The following is an 18,186-nucleotide window of genomic DNA, read 5'->3' on the forward strand; positions in this document are numbered from 1 at the left end:
GCGCGTTCAGCGCGCGATCATCAGGGCAAGCTGCTGCAGCCCGTCCCATGGTTCCGCCGGCAGCGGGCTGCCGCCCGGTGGCGGCAGGTCCGACAGGCCCTTGACCTGGCGGTCCAGCCGCGCCGCCAGCGCCAGCGCCGCTTCCAGCCTTGGCTGCGCCAGGCGCTGCGCGGCCTGCGGCACCAGCCGCTCGCGCGGGCCCCAGACGCGCAACTCGCGCATCAGCACGCCCGCCGGCTTGCCGGCCGCCAGCCCTTGCCGGACCTTGGATAATACGCGAATTTCCTCGGTCAGCGCCCACAGCACCAGCACCGTGGCCTCGCCCTCGCCGCGCAGTCCTTCGAGCATGCGCACCAGCCGCGGCACGTCGCCAGAGAGCATCGATTCAGACAGCTTGAACACGTCGTAGCGGGCCACATTCAGCACCGCATCGTGCACCTGGTCGAAGGTGAGCTCGCCGGGCGGGTATAGCAGCCCCAGCTTCTGGATTTCCTGGTGCGCCGCCAGCAGGTTGCCCTCGACCTTGTCGGCGATGAACTGCAGCGCACGCCGGCCCGGCTCGCCGCCCTCGACACGCTGCTGCTGCAGCGACAGCCGCTCGCCGACCCAGGCCGGCAGCCGGGTGCGGTCCACGGTGTCGACCTTGATCGACACGCCGGCGGCTTCCAGCGCCTGGAACCAGGCCGACTTGGACGCGGCAAAATCCAGCCGCGGCAGCGTCACCAGCAGCACCACGTCGGGCGACGGCTGGGCGGCCACGGCGCGCAGCGCCTCGCCGCCGTCCTTGCCGGGCTTGCCCGACGGGATGCGGAGTTCAACGATCTTGCGGTCGCCAAAGAGCGACATCGACTGCTGCGCCTCGACCAGCTGGCCCCAGTGGAAGCCGCGCTCGGCCACCAACACGTCGCGCTCGGAGAAGCCGGCTTCGCGCGCAGCGGCGCGCAGGCGGTCGACGGCTTCCAGCACCAGCAGGTGCTCGTCGCCATGCACCACGTACAGCGGTGCCAGGCCCTTGGCCTTTGCCTGCCGCAGGTGTGCGTCGAGCCCGTCGAGCTTGAGCTGCATGCCGTATGCCTGCCCGCGCCCGCTCAGATGGCCTTGACGGCGGACAGCCGGCGCATCAGCTGCTGCACGATATCGCGCTGCATGTCGCGGTACAGCTGCTGCTCTTCGTAGTCCTTGGCCAGCGTGTTGGCTTCGTTGTAGGTCAGGTCGCGCGTCAGCACCAGCTGCGACGGCGGGATCAGTTCCTTGCCGGCGGGGTCGCGCAGGCGGAAGGTGAAGCGCTGCGTCAGGCGGTATTCACGCACCACGCCCTCGGTCGTGATCGACAGGATCGACTTGGTGCGTGTGTCCTGCAGCACGTCCAGCAGCGCGTCGGCCTCTTTCTGGTCGCCCACCACCTGGGTGTCGGAGCCGCCGCGGATGGCGCGGCGCAGGTCCGCGCCCATCAGCGAATTGGGCGGAATCCCGATATAGAGCCGCTTGAAGGCGAAATCCGAGTTGCCGCGCATGTGGAAGCCGCAGCCGGCCAGCAGGCCCGTTGCCGGCACTGCCAGCATTGCCGCGAGCACCTTGCGGCGCCCCATGTTCAGTCGCTTCATTCTTGGCGATTCCTTGTCAGGTTCCGGGGCCAGCTTACAACACCACGTTGACCAGGCGGCCGGGCACCACCACGATCTTCTTCGGCGCCTTGCCCTCGGCAAACTTGGCCACGGTCTCGCTGGCGGCGGCGGTTGCCTCGATGGCGGCGCGGTCGGCGTCGGCGGGCACGGTGATGCTGCCGCGCACCTTGCCGTTGATCTGCAGCACCAGTTCGATCTCGCTGCGCACAAGCGCGGCTTCATCGACCTGCGGCCACGGCGCGTCGAGCAGGTCGCCGGCTTCGGCGGCGTAGCCCAGCTGGTCCCACAGGCCGTGGGTGACGTGCGGCACCACCGGGTACAGCACGCGCAGCAGGATGCCGAAGCACTCGCGGCGCGCGGCCGGCGAAGCGGTCTTGGCGTCGTCCAGGGCGTTCAGCATCTTCATCGTGGCGGACACCACGGTGTTGTACTGGATGCGCTGGTAGTCGTAGTTGGCCTGCTTGAGCACGCCGTGGATCTCGCGGCGCAGGTCGGCGTCATCGGCAGTCGGACTGCCGGCGGCGCCGTCGCGGATGGCCGCGGCGTTGGCATAGCCGTAGTTCCACACGCGGCGCAGGAAGCGCGAGGCGCCCTCCACGCCCGAGCCGCTCCATTCCAGCTGCTGCTCCGGCGGCGCGGCGAACATCACAAAGAGGCGCGCGGTATCGGCGCCGTACTGGTCGATCAGCGCCTGCGGGTCGATGCCGTTGTTCTTGGACTTCGACATCTTCTCGATGCCGCCGATCACCACCGGCTGGCCGTCGGCGATCAGCGTGGCGCCCACCGGGCGGCCGCGCTCGTCGGTGCGCAGGTCGACCTCGGCCGGGTTGTACCAGTGCTTCTTGCCCGAGGCGTCCTCGCGGTAGTAGGTCTCGTTGAGCACCATGCCCTGCGTCAGCAGGTTGGTGAAGGGCTCGTCGAACTTGACCAGGCCCAGGTCGCGCATGACCTTGGTCCAGAAGCGTGCGTACAGCAGGTGCAGGATCGCGTGCTCGATGCCGCCGATGTACTGGTCCATCGGCATCCAGTAATCGTTGCGCGCATCGACCATGGTGGCCGCATCCGGGCAGGTATAGCGCATGTAGTACCAGCACGAATCGATGAAGGTATCCATCGTGTCGGTCTCGCGGCGCGCCGGCTTGCCGCACGACGGGCAGGTGCACTGCAGGAAGCGCGCATCCTTGGCCAGCGGGTTGCCGGTGCCGTCCGGCACCAGGTCCTCGGGCAGCACCACCGGCAGGTCCTGCTCCGGCACCGGCACCACGCCGCAGCTGTCGCAGTGGATCAGCGGGATCGGCGTGCCCCAGTAGCGCTGGCGCGAGATGCCCCAGTCGCGCAGGCGCCAGGTCACCTTCTTCTCCCCGATGCCCTTGGCGCCCAGGTCGGCGGCAATGGCTTCGACCGCGGCCTGGTAGCCGAGGCCGTCGTATTTACCGCTATGGATGCAGGTGCCGTTTTCCTTGTCGCCGTACCACTCCTGCCAGGCTTCGGTCGAGTACGGCTGGCCCTTCACGTCGATGACGGGCTTGATCGGCAACTTGTACTTCAGCGCGAAGGCGAAGTCGCGCTCGTCGTGCGCGGGCACGCCCATCACGGCGCCGTCGCCATAGCTCATCAGCACGTAGTTGCCGACCCAGACGTCGACCTTCTCGCCGGTCAGCGGGTGCACGACCTGCAGGCCGGTCGGCATGCCCTTCTTCTCCATGGTCGCCATGTCGGCTTCCATGACCGAGCCGTGCTTGCATTCGTCGATGAAGGCAGCCAGTTCGGGGTTGTTCAGCGCGGCGTGGGTGGCCAGCGGGTGCTCGGCGGCGACCGCGCAGAAGGTCACGCCCATGATGGTGTCGGCGCGCGTGGTGAACACGTACAGCTTGCCGTCATTGATCGGCTTGCCGTCCTCGCCCGGGATGTCGTGCGGGAACGCAAAGCGCACGCCCACGCTCTTGCCAATCCAGTTCTGCTGCATCACCTTGACGCGCTCGGGCCAGCCCAGCTGGTCCAGGTCGCCCAGCAGTTCCTCCGCATACTCGGTGATGCGCAGGTAGTACATCGGGATCTCGCGCTTTTCCACCACCGCGCCCGAACGCCAGCCGCGGCCGTCGATGACCTGCTCGTTGGCCAGCACGGTCTGGTCGACCGGGTCCCAGTTGACGGTGCCGGTCTTGCGGTAGGCGATGCCCTTTTCCAGCATCTTCAGGAACAGCCACTGGTTCCAGCGGTAATAGTCCGGGCTGCAGGTGGCGACTTCGCGCGACCAGTCGATCGCCAGGCCCATCGACTGCATCTGCTTCTTCATGTAAGCGATGTTGTCGTAGGTCCAGGCCGCCGGGGCCACGCCGTTGTTCAGCGCGGCGTTCTCGGCCGGCATGCCGAAGGCGTCCCAGCCCATCGGCATCAGCACGTTGTTGCCGTTCATGCGCAGGTAGCGCGCCATCACGTCGTTGATGGTGTAGTTGCGCACGTGGCCCATGTGCAGCTTGCCCGACGGATACGGCAGCATCGAGCAGGCGTAGAACTTGGGCTTTTCCTTGCCGTCGGCCCCGGCCGCATGCTCCGACACGCGATAGGCGTCGATGGCTTGCCAGTGCTGCTGGGCGGCTTGTTCAACGGCGGAAGGAAGGTATTTGTCTTGCATGGTCGGGACAGCAGTCAGGACAACGTTTGCGCGGCAACTGGCCTGCCGGCATCCGGGGGAATCGTTGGAATGTGAGCAGCGGGCGCGCCGCTTGCGCGGCGCCCGCCGGGCGTGCAATGCGAAAGAAGACGATTATAACCGTGGCGGCAGGCCAGTTTCGGCCCTGCGCGCGCCGCGGCGCCTTACTTCAGGCCCAGCACGTCCTGCATGTCGAACAGGCCGTTGGGCTTGTCGGCCAGGAAACGGGCGGCGCGCACGGCACCGTCGGCATACGACTGGCGGCTGGACGACTTGTGGCTGATCTCGATGCGCTCGCCGATGCCGGCGAACATCACGGTGTGGTCGCCGACGATATCGCCGCCGCGCACGGTGGCAAAGCCGATCGAATTGGGATCACGCTCGCCGGTGTGGCCTTCGCGGGCATAGACCGCGCAAATCTTCAGGTCGCGGCCAAGCGCCTCGGCGATCACCTCACCCATCTTCAGCGCGGTGCCCGAGGGGGCATCGACCTTGAAGCGGTGGTGCGCCTCGATCACTTCGATGTCATAGCCGGTCGACAGCAGCTTGGCGGCCACTTCCAGCAGCTTGAAGGTGGCGTTGACGCCGACGCTGAAGTTGGCGGCGAAGACAATGCCGATCGACCTGGCGGCCTCGGCCAGCGCGGCCTTGCCGGCCTCGTCGAAGCCGGTGGTGCCGATCACCAGCTTCACGCCCAGCTTCTTCGCCGCGGCCACGTGGGCCAGCGTGCCTTCGGGGCGAGTGAAGTCGATCAGGCAGTCCGCGCCGGCCAGCACCGCTTCCACATCGGCGCTGATCGCCACGCCGGTCTGGCGGCCCAGCAGCAGGCCCGCATCCTGGCCCAGCGCCGGCGAGCCCGGCACGTCCAGCGCGCCCGCCAGGCTCACGCCCTCGGTGTTCAGCACGTGTTCGATCAGCATGCGGCCCATGCGGCCCGATGCGCCTGCAATGGCGATGTTCATGGTGTCTGGCTCAGCGGAATATGCGCAATGCGCGGAAAGTGATCGAGCCGGCCATGCCTGACCGGCCCGGAAAACTGGTGGCGCGCCGCCGCCGGCGCGCCGTGCGGCGGATCAGTTGGCGGCCGGTTTGGGGGTCCCGGCCGGCGCGGGGGCCTGGGCCGGCGCCGCTGCCTCGGTGGGAGCGGACGGCGCGGCCGGCGATGCCGCAGCGGCGGGTGCCGCTTCCGGCTGCTGCGCCTGCCGCGGCACAAAGTTGTCCACCGTGGTCTGCGATTCGGCCGGGGCGGCCGGGGCGGCCGCGGTGGCCGCGGTGGCTGCCGCGCCAGTGGAGATCTTGCCCGGCGTCTGGTCCTTCAGCGCCTTTTTCATGCCGTCGATCTCGGCAATCAGCTCATACTCGGACGGCAGTTCATCGCCGCTAAACTTGACCAGCCGGTCGCCTTCGAAGAACACCGTATAGCGGCGCTGCTGCACCACGGGGGTATTGCCGCGGCGGAACGAGAACACGTAGTCCCAGCGGTCGGCGTGGAACACGTCATTCAGCAGCGGCGTGCCGAGCAGGAACTTGACCTGGTCGCGCGTCATACCTTCGCGCAGTTGCGATACGGCCTCGCGCGAGACGAAATTGCCCTGCACGATGTTGATCCGGTACGGCGTAATGGCGTTGGCTACCTTGCGCGAGGTGGAATCGTAGGCTGAGCAGGCGCCGGCCAGCAGGGCCGCGGCCAGCAGGGAGACAACCAGCGTCGGGCGCATGGCGGACGAACGGATAGAACGCATGTATCTCGCTTCCGGGAGGGAAAGAAAAGTACCACGGCAAGGTACCGCAAAGCGGGCACAAAAACGGCGCAATATGCGCCGATTGCACCACACACGCCTGTTGCGCCTGCCGCGACAACCACATGGGACGGCAACTGTGCCGGGCGCGTGATGCCGACTTGGGACATCACTACCGCGAGCGACTTTTGCTGCCAAAACCCTTATGATTCAACTATCCAGTCATTGTACTCTAGGGAGTCACCCACATGCCGAGTCCGGCGGACCTCAAGAACATCGGCCTGAAGGCGACCGTGCCCAGGCTGAAGATTCTTGAAATTTTTCAGACCAGTGAACAGCGGCACCTGAGCGCGGAAGACGTCTACCGTATCCTGCTGAACGAGCATATGGATATCGGCCTGGCCACCGTCTACCGCGTGCTGACCCAGTTCGAGCAGGCAGGACTGCTGTCGCGCAACAACTTTGAATCCGGCAAGGCGATTTTCGAACTCAACGAAGGCAAGCACCATGACCACCTGGTGTGCCTCGACTGCGCCCGCGTCGAGGAGTTCTTCGACTCTGAAATCGAGCACCGCCAGCAAAGCATCGCGCGCGAGCGCGGCTTTACGCTGCAGGAACATGCGCTGTCGCTGTACGGCAATTGCACCAAAACAGACTGTCCCCACAGACCCAAACGATAAGCCTGCACGCTCCACCGCGGAGCGCAGACGGGCAACAAAAAACCGGCGCCAGGCGCCGGTTTTTTGTTTGGGCTGCTCGCCGCAGGATGCCGCTCAGGGCGCCTGCAGGTCTTGCAGGTCCTGTTCGGTAACCACCCGTGCCGGGCGTGCCGGCGGCAGTCCGACAAACTCGCCCACCACCTGGCGGAACAGGTTGCGCGCCCACACCAGCATCGGATGGGTGTTGCGGCTGCGGTGCCAGAACATGTTCAGGCCGAGCATGGTGTTCAGTTCCGCCGGCAGCGGGAAGGCCTTCAGGCCATAGGTCTCGCAGGCCATGTCCTTGGTCAGCGCATTGACGGTGAAGATCATGTCGGTCTGCGAGGCCAGTTCAGCCTGGGCACGCCATGAATGTACCGTCAGCGTCGCATTGCGCTTGAGCCCGCGCTGCTGCAACGCGTAGTCGAGCGGGATCAGCGACGGCGCCGGGCGGCCGGAGCCGCCGGAATGCGCCATGAAGATATGGCCGCAATCCAGGTATTGCTCCAGCGAGCAGTGGTTCTTGAGCACCGGATGGCTCTTGCGCGCGCAAACCCACAGGTTCAGCGACGTCACCATTTCCTCGACGATTTCCGGGTGGCGGGTCGGGAACGGGGAAAAGGCCAGGTCAAGTTCGTTGGCGCGCATCGAGGCGACGTCCGTTTCCCACGAATGGGATTCGACCAGCTTGATATGCAGGTCCGGCGCCAGCTGCTTGATGCGCAGCACAAAACGGTTGAATACCGTGTCGCCCAGCTCGGCGGCAAAGCCGATGCTCAGCGTGCCGGTGGCAATGGCCGGATCAAAATTGTCGGCATCGCCCTCGTTGATCGACGACCACAAGTCCAGCATGTCGCGGATCTTCGGGCCCAGTTCCAGCGCACGCGGCGTTGGCGTCAGGCCATGCGGGACGCGGATGAAGAGCGGATCGTCAAAGATTTCACGCAGCCTGCCCAGCGAGTGCGATACGGCCGGCGCGGTCATATGCATCTTTTCCGCGACATAAGTGGCGTTTCGCTTGCTCAGTAGTTCGGTGAAGATCACTAAAAGCTTCGTGTCTACGTTCACCATGATCAGGCCTCGGTCAGATTATTCTTAGCTAGATGGCCCCACCACTTGCACTGGCTGCACATCAGATTTCAACGGCGTCTTAATAGTGTAAGAGGAAAAAACAAGCTCGGAAAGCAAATTCGGCATTTCTAAAATGGTCGTCTACGACATAATTCTGAAAAATTGCGCGTTTTTTCCACTAATGACCGCATATGTGGACATTTCCCGCGCCGCAACATCCACCAGTGCATCGGCGAATAGTGGGTCCGCCGTTCCCATTTCTATCATTCTTTTCCGACGGCTCGATCCCGGCCATCATGCCTGAACATTTCCGCCTCCCCGTACCGCTCCCGAAAGCGTACCGCTTGCTGAACCACGGCCCCACCGTGCTGGTCAGCGCCGCCGCCGGCGGCAAGCGCAATATCATGGCCGCCGCCTGGGCCATGCCGCTCGACTTTGCCCCGCCCAAGGTGGCAGTGGTGCTGGACAAGAGCACCTGGACCCGGCGCCTGCTGGAAGACAGCGGCGAGTTCGTGCTGCAGGTTCCCACCGTCAGCCAGGTCGACCTGACCGAGGCGCTGGGCTCCAGCTCCGGCCTGGCGCTGATGGAGCAGGAAGGCACCGACAAGTTCGACGCCTACGGCCTGGGCACCTTTGCCGGCACGGCGGTCGGCGCGCCGCTGCTGGAGGGCTGCGCGGCCTGGCTGGAATGCCGGCTGCTGCCGGAGCCGGCCACGCAGCAGACCTACGACCTGTTCCTTGGCGAAGTCGTGGCCGCGCACGCGGACTCGCGCGTGTTCAGCAACGGGCACTGGCATTTCGACGGCCATGACGCGCTGCGCACCATCCACCATGTGGCTGGCGGCCATTTCCTGGTGGACGGCGACGCAGTAGACGCGCGCCCGCTGGCGCCCCGCCCGGCTGGCTGAATTAACTGCACCGGAAAATGAAAAACGCGCCCGAAGGCGCGTTTTTCTTTACTGCGGAAGCTGCCGGATAAGGCTGCTGAATTACTTGGCCGCGACGCGGACCATTTCCAGCACCTTGTTCGAGTAGCCCCACTCGTTGTCGTACCAGCTCACGACCTTGATGAAGGTGCCGTCCAGCGCGATGCCGGCTTCGGCGTCGAAGATCGAGGTGCGGGCATCGCCGCGGAAGTCGGTGGCGACGACCTTGTCTTCGGTGTAACCCAGCACGCCCTTGAGCGCGCCCTGGCTCTGGGCCTTCATCTCGGCGCAGATTTCTTCGTACGTCGCCGACTTTTCCAGCTCGACGGTCAGGTCGACCACGGACACGTCCGAGGTCGGCACGCGGAACGACATGCCGGTCAGCTTCTTGTTCAGCTGCGGAATCACCACGCCCACGGCCTTGGCTGCGCCGGTCGACGACGGGATGATGTTTTCCAGGATGCCGCGGCCGCCGCGCCAGTCCTTGTTAGACGGGCCGTCAACGGTCTTCTGGGTGGCGGTGGCGGCGTGCACGGTGGTCATCAGGCCGCGCTTGATGCCCCACTTGTCGTTCAGCACCTTGGCCACCGGTGCCAGGCAGTTGGTGGTGCAGCTGGCGTTGGAGATGATCGCCTCGCCCTTGTACGACTCGTGGTTCACGCCGTACACGAACATCGGGGTGTCGTCCTTGGACGGGGCCGACATGATCACCTTCTTCGCGCCCGCGTCGAGGTGCTTCTGCGCGCCTTCCTTGGTCAGGAAGATGCCGGTCGACTCGACCACCACGTCGGCGCCGATCTCGCCCCACTTCAGCTCGGCCGGATCCTTGACCGCGGTCAGGCGGATCTTCTTGCCGTTGACGACCAGGGTGTTGCCGTCGACCGACACTTCGCCGTCAAAGCGGCCATGCACCGAGTCGTACTTCAGCATGTACGCCAGGTAGTCGGGCTCCAGCAGGTCGTTGATGCCAACGACTTCGATGTCCTTGAAGTTGGCGACTGCGGCGCGGAACACCATGCGTCCGATGCGGCCGAAGCCGTTGATGCCGATCTTGATGGTCATGACTGTCTCTCCTGAGGATCGATTGAAACCGGTGGGCGCCGCTGCTGCCGCGCGGCGCACCACGCGGCTCCAGCGCCCGGATGCTTAGATAAGGGTGTCCTTCACCGTGCGGACCACGTTCTCGACGGTAAAACCGAAGTGCTTGAACAGCACGCCGGCCGGGGCCGATTCACCGAAGGTGTCGATGCCCACCACCGCCTGGACCTGGTACTTCCACCAGAAGTCCGTCACGCCCGCCTCGACCGCCACGCGCGGCACGCCGGCCGGCAGCACGCTGGCCTTGTAGGCGGCGTCCTGCTTGTCGAACACCGTGGTGGCCGGCACCGAGACCACGCGCACATGCACGCCTTCGGTGGCCAGCGCGTCGGCGGCGCCGACGGCCAGGCCCACTTCGGAGCCGGTGGCCAGGATCACGGCGTCCGGACGCTTGGTCTTGGGGTTGACGCTGTCGCGCAGCACGTAGCCGCCGCGCGCGATATTGGCGCGGGTGACGTCGTCGCGGCGCTGGAACGGCAGGTTCTGGCGGCTGAAGATCAGGCAGCTCGGGCCGTTCTCGCGGCGGATCGACTCGGCCCAGGCCACGGCGGTCTCGGTGGTGTCGGCGGTGCGCCAGACGTCCATGTTCGGGATCAGGCGCAGGCTGGCGACGTGTTCGATCGACTGGTGGGTCGGGCCGTCTTCACCCAGGCCAATCGAGTCATGGGTGAACACGAACAGCGTGCGGATCTTCATCAGCGCCGCCATGCGCAACGCATTGCGGCTGTAGTCCGAGAAGGTCAGGAAGGTGGCGCCGTAGGGGATGTAGCCACCATGCAGCGTGATGCCGTTCATGATGGCGCTCATGCCGAACTCGCGCACGCCGTAGTTGATATGGTTGCCCCAGGCATCCACGCGCACGGCCTGGCTGCCCGACCAGTTGGTCAGGTTCGAGCCGGTCAGGTCGGCCGAGCCGCCGAGGAATTCGGGCAGCACCGGGCCGAAGGCCTCGATGGTGTTCTGGCTGGCCTTGCGGGTGGCGATGGTCTCGGCCTTTTCCTCGCACTTGCCGATGAAGGCGTCGACGGCGGCGTCGAACGAACCCGGCAGCTCGCCCTTCATGCGGCGGCGGAATTCGCCGGCCTCATACGGGTGGCGCTCGGCGTAGGCATCGAACAGCGCGTTCCAGGCACGCTCCAGCGCCTGGCCATTGGCCTTGGCGTCCCAGGCGTCGTAGACCTCGGCCGGCACTTCGAACGGGGAGTGGGCCCAGCCCAGCGCCTCGCGCGTGGCCAGCACTTCGGCGCCGCCCAGCGGGGCGCCGTGCACGTCGTGGCCGCCTTCCTTGTTGGGCGCGCCCTTGCCGATCTTGGTGCGGCAGCAGATCAGGGTCGGCTTGTCGCTGGCCTTGGCCTGCGCAATGGCGTTGTCGACCGCGACCACGTCATGGCCGTCGATGCCGCGGATCACGTTCCAGCCATAGGCTTCGAAACGCTTCGGGGTATCGTCGTTGAACCAGTGCACCACGTCGCCGTCGATCGAGATGCCATTATCATCCCACAGCGCGATCAGCTTGTTGAGCTTCAGCGTGCCGGCCAGCGAGCTGGCTTCGTGCGAGATGCCTTCCATCAGGCAACCGTCGCCCAGGAAGACATAGGTGTGGTGGTTGACGATGTCGAAGCCGGGACGGTTGAATTCTTCGCCCAGCAGGCGTTCGGCCAGCGCCATGCCGACGGCGTTGGTGATGCCCTGGCCGAGCGGGCCGGTGGTGGTTTCCACGCCCGGGGTGATGCCGTATTCCGGGTGGCCGGCGGTCTTGCTGTGCAGCTGGCGGAAATTCTTCAGCTCTTCGACCGGCAGGTCGTAGCCGGTCAGGTGCAGCAGCGCATAGATCAGCATCGAGCCGTGGCCGTTGGACAGCACGAAGCGGTCGCGGTCGGCCCACTGGGGGTTGCTCGGGTTGTGCTTCAGGTGCCGGCCCCACAGCGCCACGGCGATGTCTGCCATGCCCATCGGCGCACCGGGGTGGCCGGAATTGGCCTGCTGGACGGCGTCCATGGCAAGCACGCGGATGGCATCGGCCATCTGCTTGGAAGGCTGGGAAGCAAAAGGACTTGTGGCGGGATGGGCAAGGGCGGACATGCGGGCGGTCTTGGACGTGAGCGGGCGTGAGCCTGACGGTGACGGCAGGAAAACCGCAATTTTAGCAGAAGCTAGGGGGTTTTCCGGACTCCCGGACAGCGCCTGCGGCGCAGCGAGGGCGATCACCGGAAGCTCCATGCGCCCCCCGCCCCCGGTCATCGGAACTATCCGGCCACGGACATGCCTGATGCTTCACCCCAACCAGCCCGGCCGACCGCTGCGCCGCACTTCGACAGCGTAGCGCGGCACGCGTAAGATGCACTCTCGCACCGCGCGGCACGCCAGCCGCGCCGGGTTTCCCGCACTCAGGAGACGATCATGACCAGACCGGCCAACACCCCCTGGCTCACCCCCTACCTGACCGTCGCCAACGGGCGCGCCGCACTGGACTTCTACAGCCGCGCCTTCGGCTTCGCCGCCGGCAACGTGGTCGACGAAAACGGCGTGCCGACCCATGCCGAGATGCACTACCAGGGCCAACTGGTGGTGATGTTCGCGCCCGAGGGCGCCTGGGGCAGCACCGCGCGCACGCCGCGCTCGCTGGGCGTCGAGTGCCCGCAGACCTTCTATGTCTATTGCGACGATGTCGACGCCATGCACCAGCGCGCGGTCGACGCCGGCGCGGTCAGCCTGATGGCGCCGGCAGACCAGTTCTGGGGCGACCGCTATTGCATGGTCGAAGATCCCGACGGCTACCGCTGGGGCTTTGGCAAGCCGCTGGACCAGGCAGCAGGCCAGGCAAGCTGATGGCACCACGCTTCTTCGTCGGCGGCACAGACACCGTCCTGGCCGCCGAATCCGATTTCCCGCTGCCCGAGCCGGTGGTGCGCCACGCGCAGGTGCTGCGCCTGGTGCCGGGCGACGCCATGACGCTGTTCGACGGCCGCGGCGGCAGCCACGCGGCCACGCTGGTTGAGCTGGGCAAGCGCCACGCGCTGGCGCGCATCGGCGCGCATGACGCGGCCGAAGCCGAGCCGCCCTTCCGCGTCACGCTGGCGCAGGGCCTGGCCGGCGGCGACAAGATGGACTGGCTGATCGAAAAGGCGGTCGAACTGGGCGTCACGGCAATCCAGCCGCTGCAGGCCAGCCGCTCGGTGGTGCGCCTGTCGGGCGAGCGCGCGCACAAGCGCCACGCGCACTGGCAGGCACTGGTGCAGGCCGCCTGCGAGCAATGCGGCCGCAATCGCTTGCCGGAGGTTGCGCCGGTCGCTAACTTTGAGACATGGCTGGCGCAGTCCGCGGCTGGCGGTGCCAGGCTGCTGGTATCGCCGCGCGCCACCCACTCGCTGCCGGCGTTCATCGCCGAACAGCGCGAAGCCTTGCTGGCCGGCGGCGTCACGCTGCTGATCGGCCCCGAAGGCGGCCTGGCGCCCGAGGAAGAGCAGGCGGCAAGGCAAGCGGGTTTCACCGGCGTGTCGCTCGGCCCCCGCATCCTGCGTACTGAAACCGCCGGGCTGGCATGCCTGGCAACCCTTAACGCCTTGCTTGGCGGATTCTGACGGCGGCGGCCATCCGGTCATCGCGTCAACCTTGCAACCCTGACTGAAAGGAGTCGACCATGGGACTACTCGATAGCGTGCTGGGCGGTGTGCTCGGACAACTCGGCGGCGCGCGCGGCGAGGCTGGCGATACCGGCGGCGGGCTCGACCCCAAGCTGATGATGGCGCTCGGCCTGCTGGCAACGCTGGCCATGCGCGGCCGCGGGCAAGCAGGCGCTGCGGGCGATGCGGCGCCTGTCGATGATGGCCTGGGCGGCCTGGGCAGCCTCGGCGGGCTGCTGGGCGGCATGCTCGGCGGCGGTGGTGCCGGCGCAGCGCCCGGCGGCGCCACCGGCGGCCTGGACCTTGGCTCGCTGCTCGGCGGCCTGCTTGGCGGCCAGGGTGGCGCGCCGGCCAACAGCCAGGCACTTGGTGCGGCCGCCGGCGGCATCGGCGCGCTGCAGCAGATCCTGGCGCAGGCCGGGCTGGGCGAACAGGTGAACTCGTGGATCGGCAGCGGCGCCAACCAGCCGGTCACGCCGTCGGCGCTGAGCGGCGCGCTGGGCGACACCGGCGCGCTCGAATCGCTGGCACAGACCACCGGCATGTCGCAGGACGACGTGGCCGCGCAACTGAGCGAAGGACTGCCGGAACTGATCGACCGGCTCACGCCGCATGGGCATCTGCCGGCGCAGGGATAAGACCAGCTCCTCGCCGGAAAGCAAAAAGCCCGCTGATGCGGGCTTTTTGCTTGCTATACCGTGGAACGGCCAGGCCAGCGCAATCAGGCGAACGAATAAAACACCCGGAACTGCACCTTGCGCTCGCCCCAGAACTCGGCGGCGTCGCGGAATACGTCGAGCAGCACCTCGCGCCCTTCCTTGTCGAACTTCTGCGCAATAGGCAGGCCTTCCAGCACGATCACAAAGCCCGGCTGCGGGCCGGCCTTGTAGATCATGTCGGTCAGGCAGTCAGCCAGCGCGTCGAAGTTCTTGCCGAAGTGCTTCGGGAAGGTGAACGACGTGGCGATGCTTTCCAGGACCTCGGCCTTGCTCGCGCAATGGGCGCAATTGGCGTAGAGGAAATGCTGCCCGAGATCGGCGGCCGCCTGGGCCAGCTCAGGCACGCGGAAGGCGCGGATCGACTGGACGATGTTCGGACGCACCGTCTTGAACAGGTTCATGGCCCCCTCGCTGGTGCCGTCATTCCAACCGGGACCGGCGGGCATGGCCACGGGCGCGGTCGCGGGCGGGAGTTTTTGCATGAGCTCTTGGCTCGGCATCATCAGCACGTTGTCGTATAGGTTCTGGGCCTGCTGCTGAGCCCGCTGCCAGCCATCTCCGGCGCCGCGCTCTTCGCGGGCGGCAAGGGCGTCGCCCAATCCGAAAATGTCAGTCATCATTTGAGTATCCGTTTGAAGCTGTTGTAGTGATCTTCCGTGTAGTAACAATCGTTGGCAGCGCGTTGTTCCCCGCCGCAGACGATCCGCTTGGCTCCCCGGTTCCGGCTCCTGGCGCTCTTGACCGTGTATTCGCGGTAATACCCGCGTTCACGTTGCGGCAGGATGCGCTCGTAGTTGCCGAATCTCGATCCGTCCTTGTCATACAGGAACGGGCCGCCGGCTTCGATGCGCTCCAGGGTCTGCCGTGCTTCGTTGGGCAACTGCTGCACTGCAATGGTTCCCATCCCTTCGGTCTGCACCTGCCGCGCCAGTGTCGGCTGCGCCAGGGCCAGCACCAGCGCCGCGCCGGTCATGGACCGGGCCAGCATGCGCGTTGCGTGCCGCATCAGAGAAACTTGGAAACCCACGTTGCTTGTCTTGGTTGAACCGGAAATCGAGCCTGCCGCTGGTTGGGTAGACGATCTATCTGTCCGGGCCACCCTGGCCAGCGCCCTGCGCCACCCGTTGAGGAGCGCGATGGATGCCGGCCGTACCGGGGCGCTCATGGCGAGCGCCTGTATCAAAGGCGTAAGGTTACGCGCATGCACGCAATTAAGCAATCCCGGCCCGACAGCACCGGTAATTCTTCAATTGTTTCAATATGTTAAGCGTATGTGTGCGCATACTAACCACGCACATACGGATGCAAAAAAAGCCGGGCGAACCCGGCTTTTCGTCACATTGGCCTGCTACCGGCCATGCAAGCGGCGATACCAAGCGGTTTAGCGCTTGGCAGCGGCGTCCACCACGACCAGCGAGGTCATGTTGACGATGCGGCGCACCGTGGCCGACGGCGTCAGGATGTGCACCGGCGCCTTCACGCCCAGCAGGATCGGCCCGATCGCGACGTTGTTGCCCGCGGCAACCTTGAGCAGGTTGTACGAGATATTGGCCGCGTCGATGTTCGGGCACACCAGCAGGTTGGCTTCGCCCTTGAGCGCGCCGTCCGGCACCAGCTGGTCGCGCAGCTTCTGGTCGAGCGCGCTGTCGCCGTGCATTTCGCCGTCGATCTCCAGGTCCGGGGCGCGATCACGCAGGATGGCGAGGGTTTCGCGCATCTTGCGGGCCGAAGGCGCTTCGGACGAACCGAAGTTCGAATGCGACAGCAGCGCGATCTTGGGCTCGATGCCGAAGCGCTTCAGTTCCTCGGCAGCCATCAGCGTGATCTGGGCCAGCTCTTCGGCGGTCGGGTCGACGTTGACGTGCGTATCCACCAGGAAGATCTGGCGGCCCGGCAGCACCAGGCCGTTCATCGCCGCGTAGACCTTGTTGGTGCCGCCCAGCACCTGGTCGATATAGCGCAGGTGCGCCGCGGTGTTGCTGACGGTGCCGCAGATCATGCCGTCGGCCTCGCCCTTCTTGACCAGCATGGCGCCGATCAGCGTGGTGCGGCGGCGCAGCTCCAGCTTGGCGTACTCGGGCGTGATGCCCTCGCGCGCCATCATGCGGTAGTAGGCGTCGGAATAATCGCGGAAGCGCTCATCGTGCTCGGGGTTGACCACAGTGAAGTCCACGCCGGCGCGCAGGCGCAGGCCGAAGCGCTCGATGCGGTGCTGCAGCACGGCCGGGCGGCCGATCAGGATCGGGTTGGCCAGCTTTTCGTCGACGATCACCTGCACCGCGCGCAGCACGCGCTCTTGCTCGCCTTCAGCGAAGACGATGCGCTTCTTCTCCATCTCGACCTTGCGCGCGGCGGCGTAGATCGGCTTCATCAGCGTGCCCGAGTGGTACACGAACTGCTGCAGCTGCAGGCGGTAGGCGTCCATGTCCTCGATCGGACGGGCGGCCACGCCGGACTTCATCGCGGCCTCGGCCACGGCCGGGGCCACCTTGACGATCAGGCGCGGGTCGAACGGCTTCGGAATCAGGTACTCGGGGCCGAACGACAGGTCCTGGATGCCATAGGCGGTAGCGACGATGTCGCTCTGCTCCTGGCGCGCCAGCTCGGCCAGGGCATTGGCCGCGGCGATTTCCATCTCACGCGTGATGGTGGTGGCGCCACAGTCCAGCGCCCCGCGGAAGATGAACGGGAAGCACAGAACGTTGTTGACCTGGTTCGGGTAGTCGGTACGGCCGGTGGCCATCACTGCGTCCGGGCGCACTTCCTTGACCAGTTCCGGCGCGATTTCCGGGTTCGGGTTGGCCAGCGCCAGCACCAGCGGCTTGTCGGCCATGCGCTGGACCATGTCCTGCTTGAGCACGCCGGCGGCGGACAGGCCCAGGAAGATGTCGGCGCCGTCGATCACTTCGGCCAGCTTGCGCTTGTCGGTCTTCTGGCAGAAGCGCGCCTTTTCAGGGTCCATCAGCTCGGTACGGCCTTCGTAGACCACGCCGGCCAGGTCCGTCACCCAGATGTTCTCGATCGGCAGGCCGATATCGACCAGCAGGTCCAGGCAGGCCAGCGCGGCCGCGCCGGCGCCCGAGGCCACCAGCTTGACCTTCTTGATGTCCTTGCCGACCACCTTCAGGCCGTTGATGATGGCCGCGGACACCACGATGGCGGTGCCGTGCTGGTCATCGTGGAAGACGGGGATCTTCATCTTCTCGCGCAGCTTGCGCTCGACGTAGAAGCACTCCGGTGCCTTGATGTCTTCGAGGTTGATGCCGCCGAAGGTGGGCTCCAGCGCGGCGATGATCTGGACCAGCTTTTCCGGGTCCTTTTCGTCGACTTCGATATCGAACACGTCGATACCGGCAAACTTCTTGAACAGGCCAGCCTTGCCTTCCATCACCGGCTTGGAGGCCGCGGCGCCAATGTCGCCCAGGCCCAGCACGGCGGTGCCGTTGGTGATCACCGCGACCAGGTTGCCGCGGGCGGTGTAGCGGAAGGAGTTGGCCGGATCGGAAACGATCTCTTCACAAGCGGCGGCCACGCCCGGCGAATAGGCCAGGGCCAGGTCGCGCTGGTTCGACAGCGGCTTGGTCGGCGTGACCGAGATCTTGCCGGGGGTGGGAAACTCGTGGTACTCGAGCGCCGCTTTGCGCAGCGCCTCACGCTGCTGCTGTTTCAGATCGTCTTGGGACGGGGACTGCTGAGGGCTGGTCATCGGCGCATCTTCCAATCGGTGGAGCCGTCATTGACGAGGCGGGGGACGATCGGCGGACCGGCTCCACGTGTCCGCCCTTCTCTTCCTTTGGAACCCAACATTTTATATAGTGAAATACTATTTCACAATAAGCGTTTTACTTGGGGCACCTTTGCGATTCGGTACAATATGCCCCATCCTCCCGGGCAATACCAGCAAGCGTAGCGCCTGCCGGCAGAAGCGGCGCACCGCGTGGCGGTCATGGCTGTCGTGCGCGGCAGTATCTTGCTGAAATGCTGGACGCGCCCCATCCTGACGCGCTGCACCGGCGCCGCGGGATTGCCCCGGA

At 66.0% G+C, this 18,186-nt stretch carries 16 protein-coding genes; 5 read left to right on the forward strand and 11 right to left on the reverse strand.

From position 1 onward, the window contains the following. Positions 1-6: 6 nt before the first annotated feature. The 5 genes from holA to ACW4E8_RS13090 all read right to left on the reverse strand — a co-directional run bounded on the left by holA (position 7) and on the right by ACW4E8_RS13090 (position 6,020). Complete coding sequence (gene holA / locus ACW4E8_RS13070) at positions 7-1,065, reverse strand: DNA polymerase III subunit delta (protein WP_456804898.1); 1,059 nt, start codon at positions 1,063-1,065, stop codon at positions 7-9. A 23-nt stretch (positions 1,066-1,088) separates the two neighbouring features. Continuing rightward, the gene (locus ACW4E8_RS13075) at positions 1,089-1,604 is read right to left on the reverse strand and encodes an LPS-assembly lipoprotein LptE (protein WP_456804899.1); all 516 of its coding nucleotides are present in this window, start codon (positions 1,602-1,604) and stop codon (positions 1,089-1,091) included. A 34-nt stretch (positions 1,605-1,638) separates the two neighbouring features. Next, positions 1,639-4,260: a leucine--tRNA ligase gene (gene leuS / locus ACW4E8_RS13080; protein WP_456804900.1), complete on the reverse strand. Its 2,622-nt coding sequence runs from the start codon at positions 4,258-4,260 to the stop codon at positions 1,639-1,641. Positions 4,261-4,442: 182 nt separating this feature from the next. Further along, positions 4,443-5,240, reverse strand: a complete 798-nt coding sequence (gene dapB / locus ACW4E8_RS13085; RefSeq protein ID WP_456804901.1) for a 4-hydroxy-tetrahydrodipicolinate reductase — start codon at positions 5,238-5,240, stop codon at positions 4,443-4,445. 111 nt (positions 5,241-5,351) lie between these two features. Then, positions 5,352-6,020 carry an outer membrane protein assembly factor BamE gene (locus ACW4E8_RS13090; RefSeq protein ID WP_456804902.1) on the reverse strand — a complete coding sequence of 223 codons (669 nt, stop codon included), beginning with the start codon at positions 6,018-6,020 and terminating at the stop codon, positions 5,352-5,354. Between the two features lie 245 nt (positions 6,021-6,265). On the opposite strand from ACW4E8_RS13090, the gene fur reads away from it, so the two are divergent. After that, entirely contained in the window at positions 6,266-6,697 is a 432-nt protein-coding gene (fur, locus tag ACW4E8_RS13095; protein WP_035817195.1) for a ferric iron uptake transcriptional regulator, read from the forward strand. A 93-nt stretch (positions 6,698-6,790) separates the two neighbouring features. Here fur and ACW4E8_RS13100 read toward each other — a convergent pair whose 3' ends face one another. Beyond that, positions 6,791-7,786, reverse strand: coding sequence for a LysR family transcriptional regulator (locus ACW4E8_RS13100; protein ID WP_456804903.1), 996 nt, complete (start codon positions 7,784-7,786; stop codon positions 6,791-6,793). 296 nt (positions 7,787-8,082) lie between these two features. Between ACW4E8_RS13100 and ACW4E8_RS13105 the strand changes: the two genes are divergently transcribed. Then, positions 8,083-8,694: a flavin reductase family protein gene (locus ACW4E8_RS13105; protein WP_456804904.1), complete on the forward strand. Its 612-nt coding sequence runs from the start codon at positions 8,083-8,085 to the stop codon at positions 8,692-8,694. Positions 8,695-8,775: 81 nt separating this feature from the next. On the opposite strand, the gene gap is transcribed toward ACW4E8_RS13105, so the two are convergent. Together gap and tkt are read right to left on the reverse strand one after the other, a co-directional pair. Continuing rightward, positions 8,776-9,774: a type I glyceraldehyde-3-phosphate dehydrogenase gene (gene gap / locus ACW4E8_RS13110; RefSeq protein WP_010813209.1), complete on the reverse strand. Its 999-nt coding sequence runs from the start codon at positions 9,772-9,774 to the stop codon at positions 8,776-8,778. Between the two features lie 84 nt (positions 9,775-9,858). Continuing rightward, positions 9,859-11,892 carry a transketolase gene (gene tkt, locus ACW4E8_RS13115; protein WP_456804905.1) on the reverse strand — a complete coding sequence of 678 codons (2,034 nt, stop codon included), beginning with the start codon at positions 11,890-11,892 and terminating at the stop codon, positions 9,859-9,861. A gap of 318 nt (positions 11,893-12,210) precedes the next feature. Between tkt and ACW4E8_RS13120 the strand changes: the two genes are divergently transcribed. Genes ACW4E8_RS13120 through ACW4E8_RS13130 form a run of 3 tightly spaced genes read left to right on the forward strand, consistent with a single transcriptional unit; the run spans position 12,211 to position 14,071 of the window. Beyond that, positions 12,211-12,639: a VOC family protein gene (locus tag ACW4E8_RS13120; protein WP_013957973.1), complete on the forward strand. Its 429-nt coding sequence runs from the start codon at positions 12,211-12,213 to the stop codon at positions 12,637-12,639. After that, the gene (locus tag ACW4E8_RS13125) at positions 12,639-13,391 is read left to right on the forward strand and encodes a 16S rRNA (uracil(1498)-N(3))-methyltransferase (protein ID WP_456804906.1); all 753 of its coding nucleotides are present in this window, start codon (positions 12,639-12,641) and stop codon (positions 13,389-13,391) included. The genes ACW4E8_RS13120 and ACW4E8_RS13125 overlap by 1 nt, the downstream gene beginning before the upstream one ends. Positions 13,392-13,450: 59 nt before the next feature. Continuing rightward, entirely contained in the window at positions 13,451-14,071 is a 621-nt protein-coding gene (locus ACW4E8_RS13130) for a YidB family protein (RefSeq protein ID WP_456804907.1), read from the forward strand. 83 nt (positions 14,072-14,154) lie between these two features. Here ACW4E8_RS13130 and ACW4E8_RS13135 read toward each other — a convergent pair whose 3' ends face one another. The 3 genes from ACW4E8_RS13135 to ACW4E8_RS13145 all read right to left on the reverse strand — a co-directional run bounded on the left by ACW4E8_RS13135 (position 14,155) and on the right by ACW4E8_RS13145 (position 17,858). Beyond that, positions 14,155-14,772 (reverse strand): barstar family protein, encoded by a 618-nt coding sequence (locus ACW4E8_RS13135; protein WP_456804908.1) that lies wholly within the window; start codon positions 14,770-14,772, stop codon positions 14,155-14,157. Beyond that, on the reverse strand, positions 14,769-15,140 hold the full coding sequence (locus tag ACW4E8_RS13140) for a ribonuclease domain-containing protein (RefSeq protein WP_114130960.1): 372 nt from the start codon (positions 15,138-15,140) through the stop codon (positions 14,769-14,771). Before ACW4E8_RS13140 ends, ACW4E8_RS13135 begins: the two co-directional genes overlap by 4 nt. Positions 15,141-15,533: 393 nt before the next feature. Continuing rightward, complete coding sequence (locus ACW4E8_RS13145) at positions 15,534-17,858, reverse strand: NADP-dependent malic enzyme (protein ID WP_153954204.1); 2,325 nt, start codon at positions 17,856-17,858, stop codon at positions 15,534-15,536. Positions 17,859-18,186 lie beyond the last annotated feature (328 nt).

This window comes from Cupriavidus sp. CP313, assembly GCF_054072015.1.